The 22,415-nt window shown below is 69.9% G+C and carries 22 protein-coding genes; 14 read left to right on the top strand and 8 right to left on the bottom strand.

The window, feature by feature from the left end; all coding sequences use genetic code 11:
• Positions 1-54: 54 nt before the first annotated feature.
• Positions 55-417 (bottom strand): EF-hand domain-containing protein, encoded by a 363-nt coding sequence (locus tag N177_RS07100; RefSeq protein ID WP_023431601.1) that lies wholly within the window; start codon positions 415-417, stop codon positions 55-57.
• 254 nt (positions 418-671) lie between these two features.
• Between N177_RS07100 and N177_RS07105 the strand changes: the two genes are divergently transcribed.
• From N177_RS07105 to N177_RS07135, 7 genes are all read left to right on the top strand, one after another.
• Positions 672-2,471: an ArnT family glycosyltransferase gene (locus N177_RS07105; RefSeq protein WP_023431602.1), complete on the top strand. Its 1,800-nt coding sequence runs from the start codon at positions 672-674 to the stop codon at positions 2,469-2,471.
• On the top strand, positions 2,435-3,310 hold the full coding sequence (locus N177_RS20525) for a phosphatase PAP2 family protein (protein ID WP_051402278.1): 876 nt from the start codon (positions 2,435-2,437) through the stop codon (positions 3,308-3,310). The genes N177_RS07105 and N177_RS20525 overlap by 37 nt, the downstream gene beginning before the upstream one ends.
• Positions 3,310-4,020 carry a glycosyltransferase family 2 protein gene (locus tag N177_RS07115; RefSeq protein ID WP_023431605.1) on the top strand — a complete coding sequence of 237 codons (711 nt, stop codon included), beginning with the start codon at positions 3,310-3,312 and terminating at the stop codon, positions 4,018-4,020. Before N177_RS20525 ends, N177_RS07115 begins: the two co-directional genes overlap by 1 nt.
• Positions 4,021-4,032: 12 nt before the next feature.
• Positions 4,033-4,332, top strand: a complete 300-nt coding sequence (locus N177_RS07120; protein WP_023431606.1) for a lipid-A-disaccharide synthase N-terminal domain-containing protein — start codon at positions 4,033-4,035, stop codon at positions 4,330-4,332.
• A gap of 245 nt (positions 4,333-4,577) precedes the next feature.
• Positions 4,578-5,135, top strand: a complete 558-nt coding sequence (locus tag N177_RS07125) for a DUF2585 domain-containing protein (protein WP_023431607.1) — start codon at positions 4,578-4,580, stop codon at positions 5,133-5,135.
• 80 nt (positions 5,136-5,215) lie between these two features.
• Positions 5,216-6,433 (top strand): argininosuccinate synthase, encoded by a 1,218-nt coding sequence (locus N177_RS07130; RefSeq protein ID WP_023431608.1) that lies wholly within the window; start codon positions 5,216-5,218, stop codon positions 6,431-6,433.
• A gap of 120 nt (positions 6,434-6,553) precedes the next feature.
• Positions 6,554-7,183: a hypothetical protein gene (locus N177_RS07135; protein ID WP_210163427.1), complete on the top strand. Its 630-nt coding sequence runs from the start codon at positions 6,554-6,556 to the stop codon at positions 7,181-7,183.
• 69 nt (positions 7,184-7,252) lie between these two features.
• Here N177_RS07135 and N177_RS07140 read toward each other — a convergent pair whose 3' ends face one another.
• The 3 genes from N177_RS07140 to N177_RS07150 form a co-directional block, all read right to left on the bottom strand.
• Positions 7,253-8,032 carry a glucose 1-dehydrogenase gene (locus N177_RS07140; protein ID WP_023431610.1) on the bottom strand — a complete coding sequence of 260 codons (780 nt, stop codon included), beginning with the start codon at positions 8,030-8,032 and terminating at the stop codon, positions 7,253-7,255.
• Positions 8,033-8,133: 101 nt separating this feature from the next.
• Positions 8,134-9,450, bottom strand: coding sequence for a multidrug effflux MFS transporter (locus tag N177_RS07145; RefSeq protein WP_023431611.1), 1,317 nt, complete (start codon positions 9,448-9,450; stop codon positions 8,134-8,136).
• Positions 9,447-9,905, bottom strand: coding sequence for a MarR family winged helix-turn-helix transcriptional regulator (locus N177_RS07150; RefSeq protein ID WP_023431612.1), 459 nt, complete (start codon positions 9,903-9,905; stop codon positions 9,447-9,449). The genes N177_RS07145 and N177_RS07150 overlap by 4 nt, the downstream gene beginning before the upstream one ends.
• A gap of 187 nt (positions 9,906-10,092) precedes the next feature.
• On the opposite strand from N177_RS07150, the gene N177_RS07155 reads away from it, so the two are divergent.
• From N177_RS07155 to N177_RS07165, 3 genes are all read left to right on the top strand, one after another.
• Positions 10,093-11,679 carry an alkaline phosphatase D family protein gene (locus N177_RS07155; protein ID WP_023431613.1) on the top strand — a complete coding sequence of 529 codons (1,587 nt, stop codon included), beginning with the start codon at positions 10,093-10,095 and terminating at the stop codon, positions 11,677-11,679.
• Positions 11,680-11,810: 131 nt separating this feature from the next.
• Entirely contained in the window at positions 11,811-12,926 is a 1,116-nt protein-coding gene (locus N177_RS07160; protein ID WP_023431614.1) for a site-2 protease family protein, read from the top strand.
• A 113-nt stretch (positions 12,927-13,039) separates the two neighbouring features.
• The gene (locus N177_RS07165) at positions 13,040-13,291 is read left to right on the top strand and encodes a hypothetical protein (protein WP_152527861.1); all 252 of its coding nucleotides are present in this window, start codon (positions 13,040-13,042) and stop codon (positions 13,289-13,291) included.
• A 26-nt stretch (positions 13,292-13,317) separates the two neighbouring features.
• Here the strand turns inward: N177_RS07165 and N177_RS07170 are convergent, their stop codons facing one another.
• Positions 13,318-14,193, bottom strand: coding sequence for an alpha/beta fold hydrolase (locus N177_RS07170; protein ID WP_152527862.1), 876 nt, complete (start codon positions 14,191-14,193; stop codon positions 13,318-13,320).
• An 82-nt stretch (positions 14,194-14,275) separates the two neighbouring features.
• On the opposite strand from N177_RS07170, the gene N177_RS07175 reads away from it, so the two are divergent.
• The 4 genes from N177_RS07175 (at position 14,276) to N177_RS07190 (ending at position 17,409) form a co-directional block, all read left to right on the top strand.
• Entirely contained in the window at positions 14,276-14,497 is a 222-nt protein-coding gene (locus N177_RS07175) for a biotin/lipoyl-binding carrier protein (protein ID WP_023431617.1), read from the top strand.
• A gap of 11 nt (positions 14,498-14,508) precedes the next feature.
• Positions 14,509-15,870 carry an acetyl-CoA carboxylase biotin carboxylase subunit gene (locus N177_RS07180; protein ID WP_023431618.1) on the top strand — a complete coding sequence of 454 codons (1,362 nt, stop codon included), beginning with the start codon at positions 14,509-14,511 and terminating at the stop codon, positions 15,868-15,870.
• 25 nt (positions 15,871-15,895) lie between these two features.
• Positions 15,896-16,456 (top strand): biotin transporter BioY, encoded by a 561-nt coding sequence (locus tag N177_RS07185; RefSeq protein WP_040485336.1) that lies wholly within the window; start codon positions 15,896-15,898, stop codon positions 16,454-16,456.
• A gap of 83 nt (positions 16,457-16,539) precedes the next feature.
• Positions 16,540-17,409, top strand: coding sequence for a TrmB family transcriptional regulator (locus tag N177_RS07190; protein ID WP_023431620.1), 870 nt, complete (start codon positions 16,540-16,542; stop codon positions 17,407-17,409).
• A gap of 10 nt (positions 17,410-17,419) precedes the next feature.
• On the opposite strand, the gene N177_RS07195 is transcribed toward N177_RS07190, so the two are convergent.
• The 3 genes from N177_RS07195 to N177_RS07205 are packed head-to-tail and all read right to left on the bottom strand — an operon-like array spanning position 17,420 to position 22,260.
• Entirely contained in the window at positions 17,420-19,606 is a 2,187-nt protein-coding gene (locus N177_RS07195; RefSeq protein WP_023431621.1) for an acetate--CoA ligase family protein, read from the bottom strand.
• A gap of 22 nt (positions 19,607-19,628) precedes the next feature.
• Positions 19,629-21,161 (bottom strand): acyl-CoA carboxylase subunit beta, encoded by a 1,533-nt coding sequence (locus N177_RS07200; RefSeq protein WP_023431622.1) that lies wholly within the window; start codon positions 21,159-21,161, stop codon positions 19,629-19,631.
• Positions 21,151-22,260, bottom strand: a complete 1,110-nt coding sequence (locus N177_RS07205) for a mandelate racemase/muconate lactonizing enzyme family protein (RefSeq protein ID WP_023431623.1) — start codon at positions 22,258-22,260, stop codon at positions 21,151-21,153. The genes N177_RS07200 and N177_RS07205 overlap by 11 nt, the downstream gene beginning before the upstream one ends.
• Positions 22,261-22,415: the final 155 nt, after the last annotated feature.

Raw genomic sequence — 22,415 nt, forward strand, 5'->3', positions numbered from 1 at the left:
AGTCTGAACGGCCGGCGGAAACCGCCGGCCGTCTCGCGTCTCTATAGAAGCCGATCAGTTGGGCTCGGTCGTCGTGTCGTCGACCGTGCCGCCCTCGGCGCTCGGGATGCTGCCGCCGCCAGAGCCGCCACCGACGATCGCCGGCATCGGATAGTCCTCGTTGAAGCGGCCATACTCAGGGGCGCTCCACGAGCCGTCTTCGTCCTGATCGTACTCGGCGAAGACGTCGTCGGACGTCATGTCGTTGTCCCACTCGCCGAATTCGCTGGTCTCGAGACCGGCATTGTACTCTTCCTGGGAGACGACGCCGTCCTGGTCCGCGTCCCACTCGTGGTAGGTCTGGGCGGCGACGGGGCCGGCGGCCAGGGCCAGGGCGACGAAGCTCGCGCCAGTCAGCTTGAGAAGATCGTTCTTCATGGTACAGCTCCCTGTGTTCGTTGCTGTCTGGGGCTAAGAATGCCCGAGGCCGCGAGACGTTCCCCGATCCCCGACATCGATCCGTCTCACGAAAGCGCGAGGATGCGGCCGGGCCGCTACGCCAGCGCCGGGCATGGCGGGGCCCTCCTGGAGTCGGGCCCGGCTCCGGATTGCGCCGCCGGACCCGGCACGGCATAAGGCCGACATCCGGGCGAGCGCTACGGCATCGCCGGCGGCGGGAGCATGTCGAGGGCATGGCGGAAGAGGCGGCACGCTACGAACAGGGGGCCGCCGCGGCGATGCCCGGCGGCGGCGACCAGCGGGTGCTTCGCGCGCTTGGCCGCGTCTCCGCCTCGACGCGGCTCGCCTCGCTCGTCCTCGTCCTCTTCTGTCTCCTCGCCTACCTGCCGGGCGTCTTCACCGTTCCGCTCGTCGACCGGGACGAGGCCCGCTTCGTCCAGACGACGAAGCAGATGGTCGAGAGCGGCGACCCGATCGACCTGCGGCTTCACGAGGAGAACCGGTACAAGAAGCCGGTCGGCATCTACTGGCTGCAGGCCGCGTCCACCCTCGTCTCGGGATACGGCGCGGAGGCGCCCGTCTGGGTGTACCGGCTGGTGTCGCTTCTGGGCGCGATCCTCGCCGTCCTCCTCACCTTCCGGCTCGGGCGCCCGCTGGTGGGAGCGGAAGCGGCGTTCGCCGGCGCCCTCTTCCTCGCGGCCTGCATCATCCTCAACGTGGAGGCGAGGCTCGCCAAGACGGACGCGGTGCTGCTCGCGACCGTCATGGCGGCGCAGCTCGCGCTGGCGCGCGTCTATTTCGCGATCCACGGTTCGGGGCACGGGAAGCCGCCCTCCAGGGCGCAGCTCGCGCTGGCGCGTGTCTTTTTCGCGCCGCCGCGCACGGCGGAGGACGGGCGGGAGCCCTTCGGCCGCTGGCCCTTCGTCTTCTGGGCCGCCATCGGCGTCGGCATTTTGGTGAAGGGGCCGGTGACGGCGATGGTGGCCGGGCTGACGGCGGGGGGCCTCGCCGTGCTCGACCGGCGGGCCGGCTGGCTGAAGCGCCTCCGGCCGCTGCCGGGCCTTCTCGTCGTCGCCGTCATCGTGCTGCCCTGGCTCGTCGCCATCAACGTCGTCTCCGAGGGGCGCTTCCTGCAGGAGTCGCTCGGCAACGACATGCTGGGCAAGATCGCGGAGGGGCAGGAATCCCACGGGGCGCCGCCCGGCTACCACTTTCTCCTGTTCTGGGTCCTGTTCTGGCCGAGCGCAGCGCTGCTCGGCGTCTCGATCCCGGCGATCTGGCGGTCGCGGCGCGAGCCGGCGACGAGCTTCCTGCTCGCCTGGATCCTGCCGTCATTCATCGTCTTCGAGGTCGTCGCGACGAAGCTGCCGCACTACACGCTGCCGGTCTACCCGGCGATCGCGCTTCTGGCGGCCTCCGCGCTCGTCGCGGGGAAGATCTCGGACCAGGCGTGGGCCCGGCTCTTCATGATGGCGTCGGGCGTGGGCGGCGGCCTGACGGCGCTCGCCGGGCTCGGGCTGCTCGCCTATCTCGAGGGGGTCTGGTCGCTGCAGGCCGTGCTTATGGCCGCCGCGGCGACAGGGCTCGGCGCCGCCGCCGCATGGGAGGCCGCGAAGGCGCACTATCCCACGACGATGGCCCTGCTCCTCGCCCAGGCCGTGATCGTCTACGCCACGGTGTTCGGCACGGTGGCGCCACGGCTCGACAGCGTGTGGGTCTCGCCCCGCCTGGCCGCGGCCGCCGAGGCGGCGGCCGCGTGCGAGAACCCGCACGTGTTCTCGGCGGGCTTCACCGAGGCGAGCCTCGTCTTCGCCGTGGGCACCGACATACGCTTCGGCAGCGGCGAGCAGGCAGCGGACTTTCTTTCCGAGGGCGGCTGTCGCGTCGTCGTCGTGACGGACCGGCAGAGTGCGGCCTTCGTCTCGCGCGCGCAGTCGCTGGGGTTCAGACCTGTGATCGCGGAGACACTCTCGGGGATCAATATCGGCAACTCCAGATGGCTGACCTTCCAGATCGCGACGCCGGCGCCCTAGAACGGTTGCGCGGTCATCTCCGCCGCACCTTCGAGCGCCGCCCGAAGCCGCTTCACCCTGTCCGGCCGCCGGTCTGGCAGCGACCCGCGGATCTCGCCGGCGCCTTCCTCGTCGCCGTGCTCGTGACGATCCTCGTCCTCGACCCGCATGCGCAGGCGTGGGCGATGTCCTACGACGACAGCGTGCGGGGCTTCTTCTACTGGGTGACGCGCTACGGCAAGGCGGACTGGTTCCTGTGGCCGCTCGGCCTGACACTGCTCGCGATCCTGATCGCGTCGGGCTTCGAGTGGCCGCTCAAGGTGCGGGCGGCGCTTCACCATTGGGGGGCGAGAATCGCCTTCATCATCGCCGCGGTCGCGATCCCGGGCCTCGCGACCTCGCTCCTCAAGCTGGTCGTCGGGCGCGCGCGGCCGGGCGTGGAGGGAAGCCACGGCATACTGGACGTCACGACCTTCGCCCTCGGAGCGGACTTCCAGAGCTTTCCCTCCGGCCACACGACGAACGCCATCACGCTCGCGGTGGCGCTGACGGTGCTGTGGCCGCGCTACTGGGCCTTCTTCCTGTCGTTCCCGATCATCATCGGCACGAGCCGCGTCATGGTGCTCGACCACTATCCGAGCGACGTGATGGGCGGATGGCTGCTCGGCGCGGTGGGGGTCCTGTGGATCCGCAACTGGTGCGCGCGGCGCAAGCTCGTGTTCCGCCCGTGCCCCGGCGGCCGAGTCGTGCGGCGGCGGCTCCCGCACGTCGAGTCGGCGACATGGCCGGCGCTTCGTGATACGGCGCAAAGCCTGCTCACTGCTGCTGCTGCCATGCCTCAATCGAGGCCGAGGGACTGATGCCGAAGATCTCCGTCGTGGTGCCGGCCCGGAACGAGGCAGGCGCGCTCGGCGACCTCGTCGCCGAGATCCACCGGGCGCTCGCCGCCGAAGATCACGAGGTCATCGTCGTCGACGACGGCTCGAGCGACGCCACGCCGCAGGTGCTGTCCGAACTCGCGGCGGCCGACGGTCGGCTGCGGCCGGTCCGTCACCCGGTCTCCTGCGGCCAGAGCGCCGCCGTCTATACCGGCATCAGGGCGGCCCGCGGCGAGATCATCGTCACGCTCGACGGCGACGGGCAGAACGACCCGGCCTTCGTGCCTGCTCTGATCGCCGCGCTCGAGGACCCCGAGGTCGGGCTCGCGGCGGGGCAGCGCGTCGGCCGCAAGGCCTCGTGGTCGAAGCGCTGGGGCTCGCGGATCGCGAACGGCGTGCGCGGCTGGATGCTGCAGGACGGGACGCGCGACTCCGGCTGTGGGCTGAAAGCGGGGCGGCGCGAGGCGCTCGAAGGGCTCCCCTATTTCGATTCCCTGCACCGCTTCCTGCCGGCGCTCGTTCTCGCCGACGGCTGGAAGGTGGCGCATGTCGACGTGATCGACCGGCCCCGGCTAAAGGGGACGTCGAATTACGGCATACTCGACCGGTTGGCGGTCGGCATTCCCGACCTCTTCGGCGTGGCGTGGCTCACGCGTCGCCGCCGCCGGCGACGGCCGCTGCGGCCTTTGTGAAGGACTTTCGTCATGAGCACCGAGACCCTCTGGCTGGGCATCGGCTTTCTCGGCCAGATCTTCTTCTCCGCCCGCTTCCTCGTGCAGTGGATCGCCAGCGAGCGGGTGCGACGGAGCATCATCCCGCCCGCCTTCTGGCTCTTCTCGGTGTTCGGCGGCGGCACGCTCCTGGCCTACGCGATCTACCGCAAGGACCCGGTGTTCATCGCCGGTCAGGCCGCCGGCCTCCTGATCTACGCCCGCAACATCTACTTCATCTTCCGGGAGACGCGGGCCGCCGACGGCTCCCTCGATCCCGCGGGCCGCTCGTGAAGGGCGGACGGGAGCGTGTCTCCGGCAAGCGCCGCGACGACGTGGAGCGCGACCGCCACGCGGACGGCCTCCGCTTCGGCGGTCCGAATCTCGGCTGAAAGAGCGTCGAGCCGACGCTGTTCCAGGGCGGCGATCTCGCCTGATGGCTTCCCTGTCATGGCGGCCAATCCACCACGCGGCGCTTGAACCCGCCTTGAGCCGCCCGTTCATCTGCCGTTCATCCACGTCTGCAGGAAGCGCGTTTCATGTCGCAGCGAACCACCCTCATCGCGGCCGCCGGCATCGTCGCCGCGACCGCTCTGGTGCTCCACCTGATGGGCCGGGTGCCGATCTGCGAGTGCGGCGAGATCCGCCTCTGGTACGGCGACGCAGGCGGCCCCGGGAACTCCCAGCATCTGAGCGACTGGTACACGTTCTCGCACGTCATTCACGGCTTCATCTTCTACGGGGCCCTGTGGTTCCTCCGTGGCCGGCTGTCGCTCGGAACGCGGCTTCTCCTCGCCATCGGGATCGAGAGCGCCTGGGAGATCGTCGAGAACACGGACTTCATCATCGACCGCTACCGCGAGCAGACCGTGTCGCTCGACTATCACGGCGACTCGATCCTGAACTCGGTGTCGGACATCCTGTTCATGGTGGCGGGCTTCTTCCTCGCCCGGAGGCTGCCGGTCGCCGCGACCGTCGCGATCGCGGTGGCGCTCGAGATCTGGGTCGGGTTCATGATCCGCGACAACCTGACCCTGAACGTGCTGATGCTGCTGTGGCCGCTCGAGGCGGTGCGCGAGTGGCAGGCGGGCGGCTGACGGCTCGCTTGCCGCGCCTCGCCCGGGCGTCCTATAAGCGCGGCCAGCATTCCCATCCCCAGAGCCTTCCCGAGGATCTCATGTCGGACGTCAAGAAGGTCGTGCTCGCCTATTCCGGCGGCCTCGACACCTCGATCATCCTGAAATGGCTGCAGACCGAGTACGGCGCGGAGGTCGTGACCTTCACCGCCGATCTCGGCCAGGGCGAGGAGCTCGAGCCGGCGCGGCGCAAGGCGGAGAATCTCGGGATCGAGCAGATCTACATCGAGGATCTGCGCGAGGAGTTCGTGCGCGACTTCGTCTTCCCGATGTTCCGCATGAACGCGATGTACGAGGGCGTCTACCTCCTCGGCACCTCGATCGCGCGGCCGCTGATCGCCAAGCGCCTCGTCGAGATCGCCCACGAGACGGGCGCCGACGCGATCGCCCACGGCGCGACCGGCAAGGGCAACGACCAGGTGCGGTTCGAACTCGCCGCCTATGCGCTCGATCCCGACATCAAGGTGATCGCGCCGTGGCGCGAGTGGGACTTCAAGAGCCGCACGGACCTCATCGACTTCGCCGAGAAGCACCAGATCACGGTGACGAAGGACAAGCGCGGGGAGGCGCCCTTCTCGGTCGACGCGAACCTCCTGCACTCCTCCTCCGAGGGCAAGGTTCTCGAGGACCCGAACGAGGAGGCGCCGGACTACGTGTTCCAGCGCACGCTCTCGCCCGAGGAGGCCCCCGACCGGGCGACGACGATCGAGATCGGCTTCGAGAGGGGCGATCCGGTGTCGATCGACGGGCGGGCGATGAGCCCGGCCTCGCTGCTGGGCGTCCTGAACGAGCTCGGCCGCGACAACGGCATCGGCCGCGTCGACCTCGTCGAGAACCGCTTCGTCGGCATGAAGTCGCGCGGCATCTACGAGACGCCGGGCGGCACGATCCTGTCGGTGGCGCACCGGGCGATCGAGTCGATCACGCTCGACCGCGGCGCCGCCCACCTCAAGGACGAGCTGATGCCGCGCTACGCCGAGCTCGTCTACAACGGCTTCTGGTTCGCGCCGGAGCGCGAGATGATCCAGGCCCTCGTCGACAAGAGCCAGGAGAAGGTCGAGGGGACGGTCAGGCTCAAGCTCTACAAGGGCAACGTCATCGTCACGGGCCGCGCCAGCGAGCAGTCGCTCTACAACGACGCGCTCGTGACCTTCGAGGACGATCGCGGCGCCTACGACCAGCGCGACGCGGCCGGCTTCATCCGCCTCAACGCACTGCGTCTCAGGACGCTCGCGATGCGCGACCGCCTGAAGGGGTGACCTCGGCGGTACGGCACCGGACATCTCTCGGCGTCTGACGCGGAAGGCGTCAGCCATTTCGAACCTCCCGCACCTATCGGCGTTTACGGCCACAACGACCAGGGAGTGGAGAACGAGATGATGAACTTCCGGAACACCGCGCTCGCGGGCAGCATGATCGTCGTGTTGGGCCTCGCGGCCTGCGGCGAGGACGACCAGACTGCCGAGGCCCCGACCGAGAACGAGCAGGTCGTGGTCGAGGAGAGCACGACCGACGCGCCCGCCACCGAGGAGATGGCCGCGACGGACGAGCCGGAGCTGGCAGAGGAGACCGCCACGGCCGAGGCTCCCGCCGTCGAGGAGGAGACGGTGGCGGTCGAGAACACCGCGCCCGCGGCCGGGCAGGAGCAGACGGCGGCCGGCGGCACCACCGGCGGCCAGACCGACGTCGCGACGATGGAGCCTCAGAGCGACGGGGCGGGCAGTGACGCGCTCGCGGAGCTCGAGGGCCGCTGGGCCGAATCCGAGGAGCAGTGCGGCACGACCGAGATCGCCTTTGCGCAGGACGCCATCACCCTTCCCGAGGGCATGTGCGAGATCCAGTCCACGGAGGTCGGCGACGGCACGCTGAACCTTCAGGTGGCGTGCGGCGGGGATGCCGGCACGCAGGACTGGACGGTCGAATCCGCCCAGGGCGACGCGAGCGCCGACGAGATCACGCTCGATCGCGCGGCCGGCGGCACGATCGACCTCGTGCGCTGCGAGGGGTAATCCCCGCCGAAGTGACGACGACGGCGCGGCCTCCGGGACCGCGCCGTTTTCGTGTGGTCGCTGCGGCGGCTACTGTGCGGTGTAGCCACCGTCGATCACGAGCTCCGTGCCCGTGACGAACTTCGATTCGTCCGAGGCGAGGTAGAGCACGCCGTAGGCGATGTCGTCGGGCTCGCCGACATGGCCGATCGGGTGCAGCGCGTCGAGCTGGGCGCGGCCCTCCTCCAGATTGTCGTTCTCGCGCAGGTAGTTCTCGACCATCGGGGTCCAGATGTAGCCCGGATGGACCGAGTTTGCGCGGATGCCGAGCCCCTCTTTCGCGCAGTAGAGGGCGACCGACTTCGTGTAGATCCTGACGCCGCCCTTCGATGCGTTGTAGGCTCCGAGATTGGGGTCGCCGACGAGACCCTCGATCGAGGAGAGGTTGACGATCGAGCCTTGCGTCATCGGCTTGTGGGCCTTCATCGCGAGGATCGCGTGCTTCGTCCCGAGGAAGACGCCGTCGAGATTTATGCTCATCAGGCGCCGCCAATCCTCGAGGGTCTGCTCCTCGGGCGGGCAGCCGGTGCCGATGCCGGCGTTGTTCACGAGGACGTCGAGGCGACCGAAGCGCTCGACGGTCGCCGCGATCACCTGCTCCCACGCCGCCTCGTCGGCCACGTCGTGGTGCAGATAGAGGGCCTCGCCGCCGGCCGCCGCGATATCCCTGGCGACCGTCTCGCCCTTCTCGTCCTGGATGTCGGTGACGACGACCTTGGCGCCCTCCCGGGCGAGGAGCCTCGCCGTCGCCTCGCCGAGGCCGACGGAGCCACCCGTCACGAGCGCCACCTTGTCCTTCACGCGTCCCATCGTTTTCTCCTTCGCCAGTCGATCGAGGCCGGAGGATGCCGCACGGTGCCCCGCCTCGCCTTGCGCCGGGTCAAAGCGACGGACGCGGGGGGCAGCGAGGTCTACTCTGCCGCGTCGCGCATCTCGTCCCGTGCCTCGCGCAAGCCGCCGACGAGGCGCTTGGCCGGCGGGCCGACATAGCCGGCGGGGTCGGTGCCGCCCATCAGCTCGTAGGCCGTGGGGTCGAGCCGCTCCTCGCGCCGCTTGGCGGCGGCGAGCCCCAGATGCGCGACGACGGCGAGAAGCGCCATGCCCGGCAGGATGGTGGTGAGCGCGGCGACGGGATCGGTGAAGAGGCTCGAGACCATCGAGCCCAGAAGGCCGCCGCCGATCTGGAAGAAGCCCATGAGCGCGGACGCCGCGCCGGCGATCGCCGGGAAGCCGGCCATCGCCGCCGTCGTGGCGCCCGGCATGATCATGCCGATCCCGAAGGCCCAGATGGCGACCGGGCCCATGACGGCGACGACGCCCGGCTCGACGAGGCGCAGGACGACGAGCATCAGGCAGGCGGACACCGCCACCAGGGCGAGGCCGACGGGGACGAGGGCGGCGGCGTCGTGCCGCTTCAGGAGGCGCTGCGTGGCGACGGCGCCGGCGATGTAGAAGCCCGTCTGCAGCATCATCGTCATGCCGAAGACGGCCGGGGCGAGACCGATCTCGTCGATCATGACGAAGGGCAGGATGGAGGCCAGGGTGTAGACCCCGCCGAGGGTCGCGCCGACGACGAGGGCCGGCCGCATGAAGCCGGGGCTCGCCATGAGCCGGCCGTAGTTGCGCACGAGCCGGACGGGGTGCGCCATCGCCGGATCCGGCGACTTCAGCGTCTCCGGCATCCAGGAGACGAGGGCCACGGCGACCGCGCCATAGGCGAGCATGACGACGAAGATCGCGTGCCATCCGGCGAGCGACAGGATCGTGCCGCCGATCGTCGGCGCGAGCGCCGGGGCGATGCCGAGCATGATGCCGATGAGGTTCAGGATGCGGGCCGAGGCCTGGCCGACGAACTGGTCGCGCACCATGGCGCGCGAGATCGCGATGCCCGCGGCCGCGCCGATCCCCTGGACCGTCCGCGCGACGAGGAGCCACTCGATCGACGGCGAGACCGTCGCGATGGCGCTGCCCACGAGGTAGATGCCGAAGAAGGCGAGGGCGACCCTGCGCCGCCCGTAGGCGTCCGACAGCGGGCCGCAGAGGAGCTGGGCGAGCGCGAAGCCCGCGAAATAGACGGTGAGGGTGAGCTTCACGGCGCCCGGCTCCGCGCCGTAGGCGTGCACCAGGGTCGGCAGGGCCGGCGTGTAGAGCGCCATTGACAGCGGCCCGAGCGCGACCATCAGCGCGCCGATGAGGGCCATCCGGAACTCGCTCATGACGGGCGTCATGCCGGCACCTCCTCGCCGCGGCGGGCGAGGTTGCCGCGCATCTGCCCCAGGATCTCGCGCAGCGTCTCGATCTGCTCGTCGCTCAAGCCCCGGGTCGCCTCGCGCCGCGCCTCGGTGGCCAGGCGGTGGATGCGGCGCACGGCGGGGCCCGCCGCCTCCGTCAGGACGACGATCTTCGCGCGGCGGTCGGTCGGGTCGGGCTCGCGCCGGACGAGGCCGTGCGCCTCGAGCCGGTCGAGATAGGCGACGAGCGTCATCGGCTCGACGCCGATCCGCTCGGCCAGAGCCGACTGGCGGAGGCCCGGATACTGGTCGGCATAGGCGAGGGTGCGCGCCTCGCCGACGGTGAGGCCGAGGCCCGCGCTCTCGAAGGCGCGGTCGATGTGGGAGCGCAGGAGCCGCGTGACCTCGACGAGGGCGAAGCCGAGCGGCAGTGGCTGGGAGCAGTGTTGCATGGTGAAATCTTATAATAAGGATCCCTTATCAATTGGTGCAGGCGGCCGTCCGGGCAAGCGCGTCCCGCGCATGGCTGGAGCGCGTGGCGCCGGGAGTGCCACGCGAGCTTCATCCGGCTGCGACGGCGGCGTCATCAAGTGCGGCTAAGGGATCCTCCTTCATGTCACCGACCGGAGGAGGTCAGCCATGTCTCGCCCCGTTCTCTCGCCGTCCCGCCGCCGCTTCCTGGCCGGCGCCACCGCCGCGGGCGGCGCCCTCGCGCTTATGCCTGGTGGGCTGTTCGCGCCCCGCATCTCGCGGGCGGCGGATCGCCCCGTGCTCACCCACGGCCTCCAGTCGGGGGACGTCGGCCCCGACCGCGCGGTGCTGTGGACGCGCGCGGACCGGCCGGCGAAGGTCGTGTTCGAGTGGTCGACGACGGAGAGCTTCAGGGAGGTGAACCGCCTCCCGGCGCTCGACGCGCTGCCGGAGAGCGACTTCACGGTGAAGATCCTCGCCGAGGGCCTGCCGGCCGACCAGGAGATCTTCTACCGCGCGCGGACGATGGACCTCGCCGAGATCAACGTCGAGGGCGAGCCGCTCGTCGGCCGGCTGCGCACGGCGCCGGCGTCGCTGCGCGACATCAGCTTCGTGTGGTCGGGCGACACGGCGGGCCAGGGCTGGGGCATCGACGAGAGCCGCGGCGGCATGAAGGGCTATGCGACGATGCACGGCCATCGCCCGGATTTCTTCATCCACTCCGGCGACAACGTCTATGCCGACGGCCCGATGAAGGAGGAGGTCGAGCTGCCGGACGGCTCGGTCTGGAAGAACGTGATGATCGAGGAGAAGGCGAAGGTCGCCGAGACGCTCGAGGAGTTCCGCGGCCAGTACAAGTACAACCTGATGGACCGCAACGTCCGCGAGATGTACGCCGAGGTGCCGGTCCTCACGCAGTGGGACGACCACGAGGTGACGAACAACTGGTCGTCGGTGAAGGCGCTCGCGGCCGACGAGCGCTACGGGGTGAAGTCGATCGAGCTCCTCGCCGCCCGTGCCGCGCGCGCCTTCCACGAGTACATGCCGATCGCGACGACGTTCGCCGAGCCGCAGCGCGTCTACCGCAAGGTGCCCTACGGCCCGCTGCTCGACGTGTTCTTCCTCGACATGAGGACCTATCGCGGCCCGAACACCGCGAACGACCAGGGCGAGGAGGGCTCCGAGACGGTGTTCCTCGGGACGGAGCAGCTCGACTGGCTGAAGCGCGAGCTGACGGCGTCGCGCGCGACGTGGAAGGTGATCGCCGCCGACATGCCGATCGGCCTCATCGTCAACGACAAGCTCGCCGACGGCTCGACGGGCTCCGAGGCGATCGCTCAAGGCCATGGCGAGCCCCTCGGGCGCGAGCTCGAGATCGCGGGGCTTCTGTCCTTCATCAAGCACGCGAACGTGAAGAACGTCGTGTGGCTGACCGCGGACGTGCACTACACGGCCGCCCACTACTACAACCCCGACAAGGCGAGGTTCCAGGACTTCGCGCCGTTCTGGGAGTTCGTGTCCGGCCCGATCCACGCCGGCACGTTCGGCCCCAACGAGCTCGACGACACGTTCGGGCCGGAGCTGCGTTTCGTGAAGGCGCCGGAGGACGGCCAGGTCAACCTGCCGCCCTCGGCCGGCCTGCAGTTCTTCGGCCAGGTCGACATCGCCGCCGACACCCGCGTGATGACGGTGACCCTGCGCGACACCGACGACACTGCGCTCTGGTCGACGGACATCGAGCCCGAGCTCGCCTGACCGGTCGCAGGCCCGGGCGGCGACCGGAAGGCCGCCGCCGACTTGATCTCCTCGGGGACGTCCGCCACATCGACGCATGGATCCGCCGGTCCCTGTCCTGGATGGCGGCCGTCCCGAGGAGCGAAACCCAAATGTCATGGTCTTTTCCGATCGGCCGGCTGTTCGGCAGCGAGATCCGGATCCACGTCACCTTCTTCCTGCTCCTCGCCTGGATCGGGATCGCCCATTACCAGATGGGCGGCACGCAGGCGGCGATCGAGGGCGTCCTGTTTATCTGCGCGATCTTCGCCTGCGTCGTCGCCCACGAGTTCGGCCATGCGCTCGCCGCTAGGCGCTACGGCATCCGGACGCCCGACATCACGCTCCTGCCGATCGGCGGGCTCGCCCGGCTCGAGCGCATGCCGGAGAACCCGCGCCACGAGATCGTCGTGGCGCTCGCGGGGCCCGCGGTGAACGTCGTCATCGCCGTGGTGCTGATCGCCTTCATGAACGCGCGCTTTGACGTGGAGGCGCTGCAGCGGCTCGAGGATCCCGGCCTCTCCTTCATGGTGAGGCTCGCCTCGGTGAACATCTTCCTCGTCCTGTTCAACCTCATCCCGGCCTTCCCAATGGATGGCGGCCGGGTGCTGCGGGCGCTGCTCGCCTTCAGGTACACGCGCACCGAGGCGACGAACCTCGCGGCGCGCATCGGCCAGGCGCTGGCCTTCGTCTTCGGCTTCTTCGGGCTGATGGGCAATCCGATGCTCCTGTTCATCGCGATCTTCGTCTATCTCGCCGCGACGGCGGAGGCGCAGTCCGTCGGCCTGCAGGACGTCTCCCGCCATCTCGGCGTCGGCGACGCGATGATCACGCGCTTCGAGGTGCTCGGGCCCCAGTCGACGGTCTCGGACGCCGCGGAGCTTCTCCTGCGCACGACGCAGCACGAGTTTCCGGTCGTCGACGGCGGCGGACGGCTGCGCGGCGTCCTGACCCGCAACGCGATGATCCGGGCTCTCTCGGGGTCGGGGCCCGGCACGTCGGTCCTCGAGGTGATGGACGAGGTGCCGACCGTGGCGCTCGGCTCGCGCCTCGAAGCGGCGCTGACCCTGATGCAGGGGCGCAGCTCGCCCGCCGTGGGCGTCCTCGACCCAGGAGGGCGCCTCGTGGGCTACCTGACTTCAGAGAATATCGGCGAGCTGATGATGGTCGAGAACGCAGGCCTCGGCCGCCGGCCGCGCACGCCGCGGGGACCGCTCCTGCCGCAATAGGTCGGCTGTTATGCTGCAGCCGCGATCCCGCATTGCGCTGGCGCGGTTGCTCCGCCGGTCTGCCTCGTTATATTGCAGCGCAATAATCGCGCATGCAGCATGAGGTGAACCTGATGTCGAACGGTATCCGTTCGCTCCACGACGATCTTCGCAGCCGGGGCGTCCTGAAGGACGCGCAAGGCATCCACGAGTTCGAGATCCGCCAGGCCTTCGCGCAGGCCGAGGCCCTCACACTCGCCGCCGAGGTAACCGGCCGCCTCGTGCGCCTCGCCGGCCGTGGCATTGCCGGCCTGTTCGGCCGCTCCTCCGGAGAGAACGGATCCGGCCTCGCCCCGACCGACTTCGCCGGCAAGGCGAGGGGCTGAGTCGGGCAGCGCTCGCGCGGCTCCGGTCACGACATCAGCGCGGTCACGACGGCCTCCGGCTGCTCGTACATCGCCCAGTGGCCGCAATCCGGCACGATCGTCGCCCGCGCGTCGGGCGCGCCCTGCCGCAGGACCGATAGCCGGCTCTCGATGAACGGCCCGACGGTCGCGTCGCCGTCGCCCCAGATCGCGTGGACCGGGCACGGCACCTCGCGCAGAATTTCGGCCAGGACCGGCGTGCGCGAATAGCGCCTGGTGACGATCGTCGGCCGCGTCTCCGTGTTGCGGCGCTGGATCTCGAGCGCCAGCGCGTCGATGCGCGCGGGGTCCTTGAACATGAGGGCCGCCAGGTTGTGCCGGTGGACCTCGAGGATCTCCCTTGCGCTCATGCCGCGCGCCCTGCTGCGCATGACGATCTCCGGCCTGGCGCTTCCGAGGCCGCCGCTGCCGATCAGGGCGAGCGACCGGGCGCGGCCGGCGAGGGCCCGCGCGAGATGGCCGGCCACCGTGCCGCCGAATGAGAAGCCGGCGACGCCGAGGGGTGTGGCCGTCCCGAAGAGGTGCCCGAGGCCCTCCGCGACGGCGACGGCGATCCGCGGCGGATCGTAGGGAGGCTTTCGGCCGCCGGACTGGGCGAAGCCCGGCATGTCCGGGCAGGCGACGCGCCGGTGGCCCGCCAGCGCCTCCATGGCCTTCAGCCAGTGCATCCACGAGCCGTAGCCACCGTGCAGGAGCACGAGCGGCCGCCCCTCGCCGATCAGCCGCCACCGGATCCGGTGCTCGCCGTCGGGCGTCCAGGCGTGCTCGCACGCCCCGTCGATCCGCTCGATCGCGGCGGATGCCGCGTCCTCCACCCCTGTCTCCGCCTCCACGCCCCGCCGCTCCTCCACTCGTCCGTCCACGAGTTGCTGCTATTGCAACTACTAACCCCCTGGCCTAGGATCGGGTCAACCGGGACAATAGGCAGGGAGGCTGCGGAGAGCGATGGCGATCGTCGACGTGAAGACGGAGATCACCGGCAATGTCTGGAAGATCGTGACGAAGGTCGGCGACGAGATCGACGAGGACGAGCCGATCATGATCCTGGAATCGATGAAGATGGAAATCCCCGTCGCGGCGCCCGAGCCGGGCAAGGTCGCCGAGATCCTTGTGTCCGAGGGCGACACGGTGACCGAAGGCTCGGTCGTCGCGCGGATCGAGGCCTGACGGCGGCGCCGATGAAGAAGATCCTCGTCGCCAACCGGGGAGAGATCGCGCGGCGCATCTTCCGGTCCTGCCGCGATCTGGGCATCGCCACCGTCGCCGTGCACTCGGAAGCCGATGCAGACGCCGCCCATGTCGCGGAGGCGAACGAGGCGCGGCTGATCGGCCCGGCCTCGCCCCGCGAAAGCTATCTCGTGCGCGATCGCGTGCTTCAGGCCGCGCGCGAGACGGGAGCCGAGGCGATCCATCCGGGCTACGGCTTCCTGTCGGAGAACGCCGACTTCGCCGAAGAAGCGGAAGCGGCGGGGCTCGTCTGGATCGGTCCCACCCCACGTTCGATCCGCCAGATGGGCGACAAGCAGCGGGCGCGCGACATCGCCGAGGCGGCCGGCGCGCCCGTTGTTCCAGGCAGCCGGCGCTTCGAGCCGGGCGAGCTTTCGGGGCTTGCCGAGGCGGCCGAGGAGGTCGGCTTTCCTCTGCTCGTGAAGGCATCCGCCGGCGGCGGCGGTATCGGCATGCGGCGCGTCGACGATCCGGCGAAGCTCGAGGAGGTCGTCGAGGGCACGCAGTCGATGGCCGGCAAGGCGTTCGGCGACGGCGCGGTGTTCCTCGAGCGCTTCGTGCCGAAGGCGCGTCACGTCGAGGTGCAGGTCTTCGGCTTCGGCGACGGCGGGGCGGTGCACCTCTTCGAGCGCGACTGCTCGCTGCAGCGCCGCTTCCAGAAGGTGATCGAGGAGAGCCCGGCGCCGGGCCTGGCGGGCGAGGTGCGGGCGCGCATGGCGGAGGCCGCGCTGAAGCTCTGCCGCGCCACCTCCTACCGCGGCGCGGGCACCGTCGAGTTCATCGTCGATGCGGAGACGTTCGAGTTCTTCTTTCTCGAGATGAACACCCGCATCCAGGTGGAGCACCCCGTGACCGAGATGGTGACGGGGCGCGACCTCGTGGCGATGCAGATCGAGCTCGCGCGCGGCACACTGCCGACGCTCGACCAGGACGGGATCCTGAGCCGCGGCCACGCCGTCGAGTGCCGGCTCTACGCCGAGAACCCCGCGAAGATGTTCATGCCCTCGCCGGGACCGCTCGACGTGCTCGCCTTTCCCGACGGCATGGAGCACGTGCGGGTCGACAGCGGCTACCGACAGGGCGATATGGTGACACCGCATTACGATCCGATGATCGCGAAGGTGATCGCCTGGGGCGAGACGCGGGACGAGGCCCGGGCACGGGCGGCCGAGGCGCTGCGCGCGACGAGGGTCGAGGGGATACGGACGAATCTGGCATTCCTCGTCGCCTGCCTCGAGGACGAGGCCTTCGCCGCCGGCGACGTCCACACGGGCTTCATCGAGACGCGGCGCGGCGAGTTGCTGGTGGCGTAGCGGAAACAGGAAGAGGTTGAGGGACATGACGAACTTGGTGCTCACCCGCGCGGCGCTGGGCCGCGAGACGACGGTCGCGCGGTCGGCCGCCCTGGCTGTGGCCGGCAGCCTGCTGATCGCGCTCTGCGCGAAGATCCAGGTGCCGATGTGGCCGGTGCCGGTGACGATGCAGACCTTCGCCGTGCTCCTGATCGGGCTCGCCTATGGCAGCCGGCTCGGCACCGCGACGGTCGCGCTCTATCTCGCACAGGGCGCGGTCGGACTGCCGGTCTTCGCCGCGGGCGGCGGCATCGCCTATCTCGCGGGACCGACGGCCGGCTACCTCCTCGGCTACCTGCCGGCGGTCGCGCTCGTCGGTTGGCTCGCCGAGCGCGGCTGGAGCCGGCCCGCCGGCACCGTCTTCCTCGCGATGCTTCTCGGCTCGGCGGTCATCTATCTCTGCGGGGCCGGCTGGCTCTCCGTGCTGGTCGGGCCCGAGAAGGCCGTGACCCTCGGCGTCGTGCCCTTCCTCCTCGGCGACGTCGTGAAGGCGGCGCTGGCTGCGGCACTCCTGCCGGTTGCGTGGCGGCTCCTGTCGCGCTTCTGATGCGTTGCCGTGAGGGCGCCGGCATCGACCGGCGCCCCGATCAACCAGGGACGTGACGGCGGAAGAGCCGCGAGAGAGGCGCATTGGCGGGGAAACTGGCGGTCACGCAGGACGCTTCGAGCGACCTCCTGCAGGATCTGAAGCGGCTCGGCTTCACCGAGTACGAGGCGCGAGTCTACGTGCAGCTTCTGCGGCAGAGCCCGGCGACGGCCTACGAGATCGCGAAGGCGGCGAGCGTGCCGCGGCCGAACACGTACCAGGCGCTCGAATCCCTCACGAAGCGCGGCGCCGCCCTGCCGGTGAGCGAGAACCCGGTGCGCTACGTCGCGGCCGAGCCCGAGGAGTTCCTCGCCTCGATCGCGCGCCAGACGAAGTCGCTCTGCACCGACCTCGCCGACCGGCTCACATCCCTCGCGCCGAAGGCCGACGACCAGTATGTCTGGACGCTGCGCGGGGAGCCCGTCGTCCACGACCGGATCGCGGCATTGATCGCGTCGAGCCGCGAGTCGATCTGGATCAAGGCGTCCGACGACGTGGTGCGGCTCCACAAGGAGGCGCTGAAGGCGGCGGCGGAGCGCGGCGTCGAGATCCTGATGGTGCTCTTCGGCTTCGACGCCGACGAGTTCCGCTTCACCGACCGCTGCCGGATCTACATCCACGAGGCGAACGGCGTCCGTATGGGCACGGCCGACAACCTGTTCACGCTCGCCGTCGACCACGTGGAGATGCTGACGGCGGCGATGACGGACGAGTTCATCGCCGCGCACTCGCGCAACCGGCCGATCGTGACGGTCGCGGAATCCCTCATCCGCCACGACTACTACATGGCCGAGATCTTCGCCCGGTTCGGCGAGGAGATAAACGCGGCCTTCGGGCCGCATCTGCGCGACCTGCGCCTCGGCTGCTTCTCGCCCGAGCAGGCGGCCTCCTTCAAGCGCCGCACGGGCCTCTGACGACGGATCCTCAGCGGCCGGTCCGCGCCAGCCGCCGCTCGAGGTGGCCGACGGCCGCGAGCGCGCGGGCCATGGCGGGGATCTCGTCATAGACCGGCACGCCGACCGCCCGCGCCTTCTCGCGGTACTCCCGCCTCTTGTCGTCGAGCTCGGGCGAGCCGTCCGTGCGTAGCGCCAGGCAGAAATGGGCGATGCCCGGCCACTTCCGCTGCGTCTCCTCGACGACCGCGAAGAGGTTGCCGACCGGATCGACCGTGCCGCGCCCGACGAAGGCCGCGAGGTTCAGGTGCATCGCCACCGCATCGGGCCGCGCGTGCTCGTAGACGATGTCGAGGATCTCGCCGGCGACCCAGCCGTCCTTCTCCTGCAGCGTGCGCACCGGCGTGTCGATCGGGTTCGCGACGCTCGTGCCGGGCGGAAGGCCCATCGCCTCGAGCAGCCGGCGCGCCTCCCCGTCGAGCGGTGAGACGTCCAGGCCGTACTTGGCGAAGATGTCGGTGCCGAGCACGCTCGACCCGCCGCCATTGCCGAAGAGCGTGACGGACTTCGTCGGCTTCTCGGGCCTCAGGCTGAGGTGCTGGAGGGCGAGCAGGGCGTCGATGAACTCGTCGACCGTCTCGACGAGCGCGACCGGCGTCTGGGTCGCGAGCGCGCGCCAGGAGCGGTCGTCGCCGGCGAGCGCCCCGGTGTGGGAGGCCGCCGCGGCCCGGCCGAGATTCGACAGCCCGCCCTTCAGGATCACGACCGGTTTCGTCGCCTTCCTCGAGCGCAGGAGGTCGAAGAAGGCGCGGCCCGACTTCACGTCCTCGAGGTAAAGGCCGACAGCCTTCGTCTGCGGGTCTTCGAGGTAGTAGTCGAGAAGCTCGTGCGGCTCGACGTCGGCGCTGTTGCCGATCGTCACGAGGCCGCTGAAGCGGATGCCCCGCCACTGGCCGCGCTTGATGATGTCGGTCGACAGGCCGCCCGACTGAGAGACGACGCCGATCGTGCCCGTCTCCTTCGGCGCGTTCGACGGGAAGGTGAGCCCGCCGCGCGGCGAATAGGTGCCGAGGCAGTTCGGGCCGAGCACCCGCACGCCCGCCTGCCGCGCCTTGCGCACGAGATCCTCCTGCAGCTCGCGGCCCTCCTGGACCTCGCCGAAGCCCGACGAGATGACCTGGGCGATGCGGCAGCGGCCATTCGCCTGGCCGAGGGCGTCCGGGATGCGCTGGGCGCCGACCGCGACATAGGCGTAATCGACGGGCTCCGGCGTGTCGGCGAGGCTCGGATAGGCCTTGAGGCCCTCGATCTCGTCGGCCTGCGGGTGGATCGGGTAGATCTCGCCCTGATAACCGAACTCCTTCATGCGCCGGATGAAGGTGTTGGCGATCGCCACGTCCCTCGTGGAGGCGCCGAGCACGGCGACGGTGCGCGGCTCGAAGAGCGGGCGGAAGGTCTCGAGGCTCAAGCCTGACCCGCCGGCCCGGCCTGCGGCTGGTGTCGCCTCGCTCTTAGAGAGGAGGAAGCGGGCATCCGCCGCGACCGCGCCCGTTTCGCCGACGATGACGGGATTGACGTCCATCTCGGAGATCTCGCCGGCGAAGCGCATCAGGAGCCCGTCCTCGCCGCCGAGCTTCAGCATGATGTCGACGAGGGCCGCCTTGTCGGCCGGCGCCTGGCCGCGCACGCCGTCGAGGAGCGGGGCTCCCTTCAGCTCGGCGAGCATGGCCTCGGCGTCGTGCCGCGTGATCGGACAGAGGCGGAAGGAGACGTCCTTCATCACCTCGACGAAGATGCCGCCGAGCCCGACCATGATCATCGGGCCGAACTGCGGGTCGCGGACGCCGCCGATGACCATCTCGCGGCCGGCCGGGATCATCTCCTCGACGAGCCAGCCCTCGACACGGGCGGAGGCGATTTCAGGCAGGGCCGACATGCGCTCGACCGCCGTCCGGACCTCGCCCGGGGTCGAGAGATGGAGCGCGACGCCGCCGGCATCCGACTTGTGCAGGATCTCCGGGGAGACGACCTTGGCGACGAGCGGCGCCTGCATCGACGCGGCGAGGGTTTCGGCGTCGGCCGCGGCGTGCGCCACGGCGGAGCGCGGCACGCGCACGCCGAAGGCCGAGAGCAGGGCCTTGCCCTCGGCCTCGCCGAGCGACGTGCGGCCCTGCGACAGGGCTTCGGAGACGATCGCGGCGGGATCGGGAGGCGTCATGTCCATCTTTCCTGCCACCCCCTCAGTAGCTCGTCGGCCAGCTGCGCATCAGGTGCTGCCCGATGCCGCCCGAGCGCCGCCGCCGCTGGATGTCGAGCATGCGGGCGAGATAGGCGCGGGTTTCCTGCGGCTTGATCACGTCGTGGGCGGAGAAGATGCGCGCCATGTCCCAGATCTCGAGGTCTTTCTGGATATGGGCGAGCGCGTCCTCGAACCCCTCCTGACCGGCCGTGAGGTTATGGACGATGCTCGTGGCGAAGACTGGGTCCATGAAGCTCACCTCGGCCATCGGCCAGGCGACCATCGCATCGTTGTGGGCGCCGCCCCCCATCGCGACATAGGCGCGGCCATAGGCCTTGCGGCAGATCACGGTGACCTGCGGCACGGTCGTCAGGCAGGTCGCGTTCATGAAGTTCATGATCTGGCCCGGCGCGCCCCGCCGCTCCGCGTCGGTGCCGACGACGAAGCCTGGCGTGTCCATCAGGCGGACGATCGGCAGGTTGAAGCTGTCGCAGAGCACCGTGAAGTCGATGATCTTGCGGCAGGCTTCGGCCGACAGCGCGCCGCCCCCGACCTGCGGGTTGTTCCCGATGACGCCGACGGGCCGGCCCTCGAGCCGGGCGAGGCCGACGATCGCCGACTTGCCGAAGCGGGGCTTCAATTCGAAGAAGGAGTCGCGGTCGAAGATCACCGCGACGACCTTCTTCATGCTGTAGACCTGCGTGCGCTTCTCCGGGACGATGTCGAGGATCGCCTCCTGGTTCTCGCCCGAGCCCTCGCTCACCTCCGCCACGGGCGGAAGCTCGCCGTTGTGGCTCGGCATGTAGGAGAGGAAGTGGCGGATCGCCGCCATCGCCTCCTCGTCGGTGTCGACGAAATGATCGATGAGGCCGGTCTGCTCGGCATGCAGCCGCCATCCGCCGAGCTCCTCGAGGTCGACCTTCTCGCCGATCGCCATCGACACGAGCCGGGGGCTCGACACCGACATGATCGACCCCTTCTTCATCACCGCGAAGTCGGAGCAGCAGCAGAGCCACGCCGAGGAGCCGAAGGCCGTGTCGAGGGCGGCCGCCGCCCACGGCGTGTCGCGCATCCGGCGGAACTGCGTCGTGTCGTTGCCGAGAAGGGCGCCCATGCCCTTCGAGCCCATCGCGTCCGGCAGGCGGGCGCCGGTCGACTCCCCGACATGGAGGAACGGCATGCCCTTCTCGGTGCACACCTTGCGGACATAGCCCATCTTCTTGGAGTTCGTGGCGCTGGTCGAGGCGCCCTTCGTCGTGAAGTCGTTGACGACGACGCCGACGTCGCGGCCGTCGACCTTGCCGAAGCCGGTGATCTTGCCGTCGCGCGGCGTGTTCGGGGCGTCGTCGTCGAAGACCGAGGCGCCGAGGAGCCCGACCTCGAGGAAGCTGCCCTCGTCGACGAGGGCCGAAAGCCGCTCCTCGGCGTTGAGCTGGCCGCGCTCGCGGCGCTTGTCGAGCTTGCTCCCGCCGCCCATGCGGCGGGCGTCCTCGCGGCGGCGGTCGAGCTCGGCGAGAAGTGCCTCATGCGCCATGGTGGGTTCTCTCCCTCTCTCTCGTCGTCGTGCCGAAGGCGAGCGCCTCGGTCGTCAGGCGCTGAAGCGCCTCGGTGTCGAGCTCCGGCCGATAGCCCGCCGGCAGGCGGATCGAGCCGCGCTCGAAGCTCATCGTGGGGCGGAGCAGGCGCTCGTGCGGCTTTAGGAAGCCGTTGAACTCGCCCGCATTGCGGATCGTCGTGCGGGCGACGCAGGCCTCGAGCCAGTTGTGGACGTCGCTGCCGAGCCCGTCGCCGAGCACCGGCTCCATGCCGTGCGCGCGCACGGCGTCGAGCCCCTCGCGCAGCCGGTCCAGGCCGCCGAAGCGCTTCAGCTTCAGCTTGCAGAAGCGGACGTTCGGGATCGTGCCCGCCCGCTCGATGTCCGACAGCGTGCAGATCGGCTCGTCGAGCATCAGCGGCACGACGGAGGCTTCGGCGACCGCGGCGTTCGCCACCCAATCCTCGGACGAGCAGGGCTGCTCGAAGAGCTCGATCCCCTCGGGATCGAGGCGCGAGGCGAATGCGATGCCCTGCTCGCGGTCATAGGCGCGGTTGGCATCGAGCCTGAGCGTCGCTCGGCCCTCGACAGCCCTCTGGATCGCCGCCACGCGGGCGAGATCGGCCTCGACATCCTTGCCGACCTTGACCTTGAAGGTGCGGAACCCCGCGCCGAGCCATGTCTCGATCTCCGCCGGAATCTCGGCGAGGTCCGTGGAATTGACGGGCGTCAGGAGCGGCAGCTCGACGTCCTCGGGAATGTCGAGCTGGGGATTGTGCTCGAGAACCTCGAGCGCGGAGACGATCGCGGTGGCGGCGACCTTGCTCTCCTCGAAGCGGGACAGCACGAGCGCTTTCGCCTCCTCGACCGGCCGGCCAAGCATCTCCTCGATCCGTGCGACCGCGAAGGCCCAGGCGCCCTCGCGGGTCTCGCTGCTCGAACCGGGCGAGACATGGGCGTCGGCGAAGCCGAAGCGCCCCTCGCTGTCGGTCACCTCGACGAGGTACGGCTCGAACTCCTGGAAGGTGCGGTAGGAGAGCCGGTAGGGCCGGATCAGCGGCAGCCTGAGGCGCCTGAGGACGACGCGTTCAACGGCCATGGCACGCTCCGTGCGCAGCGGGGTGTCGCCCGATGCCGCTCGACGGCCTTCCCCGGCCCGCCCTTGTGTGCTGCCACCCCACCTGTCTCTCCCCGTCGCGACGTAGGCTTCCCAGATTAGTTGTTGCTATGGCTACTACGCTGATGCGGCCAATG

This window comes from Lutibaculum baratangense AMV1 (assembly GCF_000496075.1).
Lineage (GTDB): Bacteria > Pseudomonadota > Alphaproteobacteria > Rhizobiales > Tepidamorphaceae > Lutibaculum > Lutibaculum baratangense.

Coding starts and splice junctions, on each gene's coding strand:
- N177_RS07100 (WP_023431601.1), bottom strand. CDS start 417: ATGAAGAACGATCTTCTCAAGCTGACTGGCGCGAGCTTCGTCGCCCTG.
- N177_RS07105 (WP_023431602.1), top strand. CDS start 672: ATGGCGGAAGAGGCGGCACGCTACGAACAGGGGGCCGCCGCGGCGATG.
- N177_RS20525 (WP_051402278.1), top strand. CDS start 2,435: ATGGCTGACCTTCCAGATCGCGACGCCGGCGCCCTAGAACGGTTGCGC.
- N177_RS07115 (WP_023431605.1), top strand. CDS start 3,310: ATGCCGAAGATCTCCGTCGTGGTGCCGGCCCGGAACGAGGCAGGCGCG.
- N177_RS07120 (WP_023431606.1), top strand. CDS start 4,033: ATGAGCACCGAGACCCTCTGGCTGGGCATCGGCTTTCTCGGCCAGATC.
- N177_RS07125 (WP_023431607.1), top strand. CDS start 4,578: ATGTCGCAGCGAACCACCCTCATCGCGGCCGCCGGCATCGTCGCCGCG.
- N177_RS07130 (WP_023431608.1), top strand. CDS start 5,216: ATGTCGGACGTCAAGAAGGTCGTGCTCGCCTATTCCGGCGGCCTCGAC.
- N177_RS07135 (WP_210163427.1), top strand. CDS start 6,554: ATGAACTTCCGGAACACCGCGCTCGCGGGCAGCATGATCGTCGTGTTG.
- N177_RS07140 (WP_023431610.1), bottom strand. CDS start 8,032: ATGGGACGCGTGAAGGACAAGGTGGCGCTCGTGACGGGTGGCTCCGTC.
- N177_RS07145 (WP_023431611.1), bottom strand. CDS start 9,450: ATGACGCCCGTCATGAGCGAGTTCCGGATGGCCCTCATCGGCGCGCTG.
- N177_RS07150 (WP_023431612.1), bottom strand. CDS start 9,905: ATGCAACACTGCTCCCAGCCACTGCCGCTCGGCTTCGCCCTCGTCGAG.
- N177_RS07155 (WP_023431613.1), top strand. CDS start 10,093: ATGTCTCGCCCCGTTCTCTCGCCGTCCCGCCGCCGCTTCCTGGCCGGC.
- N177_RS07160 (WP_023431614.1), top strand. CDS start 11,811: ATGTCATGGTCTTTTCCGATCGGCCGGCTGTTCGGCAGCGAGATCCGG.
- N177_RS07165 (WP_152527861.1), top strand. CDS start 13,040: ATGTCGAACGGTATCCGTTCGCTCCACGACGATCTTCGCAGCCGGGGC.
- N177_RS07175 (WP_023431617.1), top strand. CDS start 14,276: ATGGCGATCGTCGACGTGAAGACGGAGATCACCGGCAATGTCTGGAAG.
- N177_RS07180 (WP_023431618.1), top strand. CDS start 14,509: ATGAAGAAGATCCTCGTCGCCAACCGGGGAGAGATCGCGCGGCGCATC.
- N177_RS07185 (WP_040485336.1), top strand. CDS start 15,896: ATGACGAACTTGGTGCTCACCCGCGCGGCGCTGGGCCGCGAGACGACG.
- N177_RS07195 (WP_023431621.1), bottom strand. CDS start 19,606: ATGACGCCTCCCGATCCCGCCGCGATCGTCTCCGAAGCCCTGTCGCAG.
- N177_RS07200 (WP_023431622.1), bottom strand. CDS start 21,161: ATGGCGCATGAGGCACTTCTCGCCGAGCTCGACCGCCGCCGCGAGGAC.
- N177_RS07205 (WP_023431623.1), bottom strand. CDS start 22,260: ATGGCCGTTGAACGCGTCGTCCTCAGGCGCCTCAGGCTGCCGCTGATC.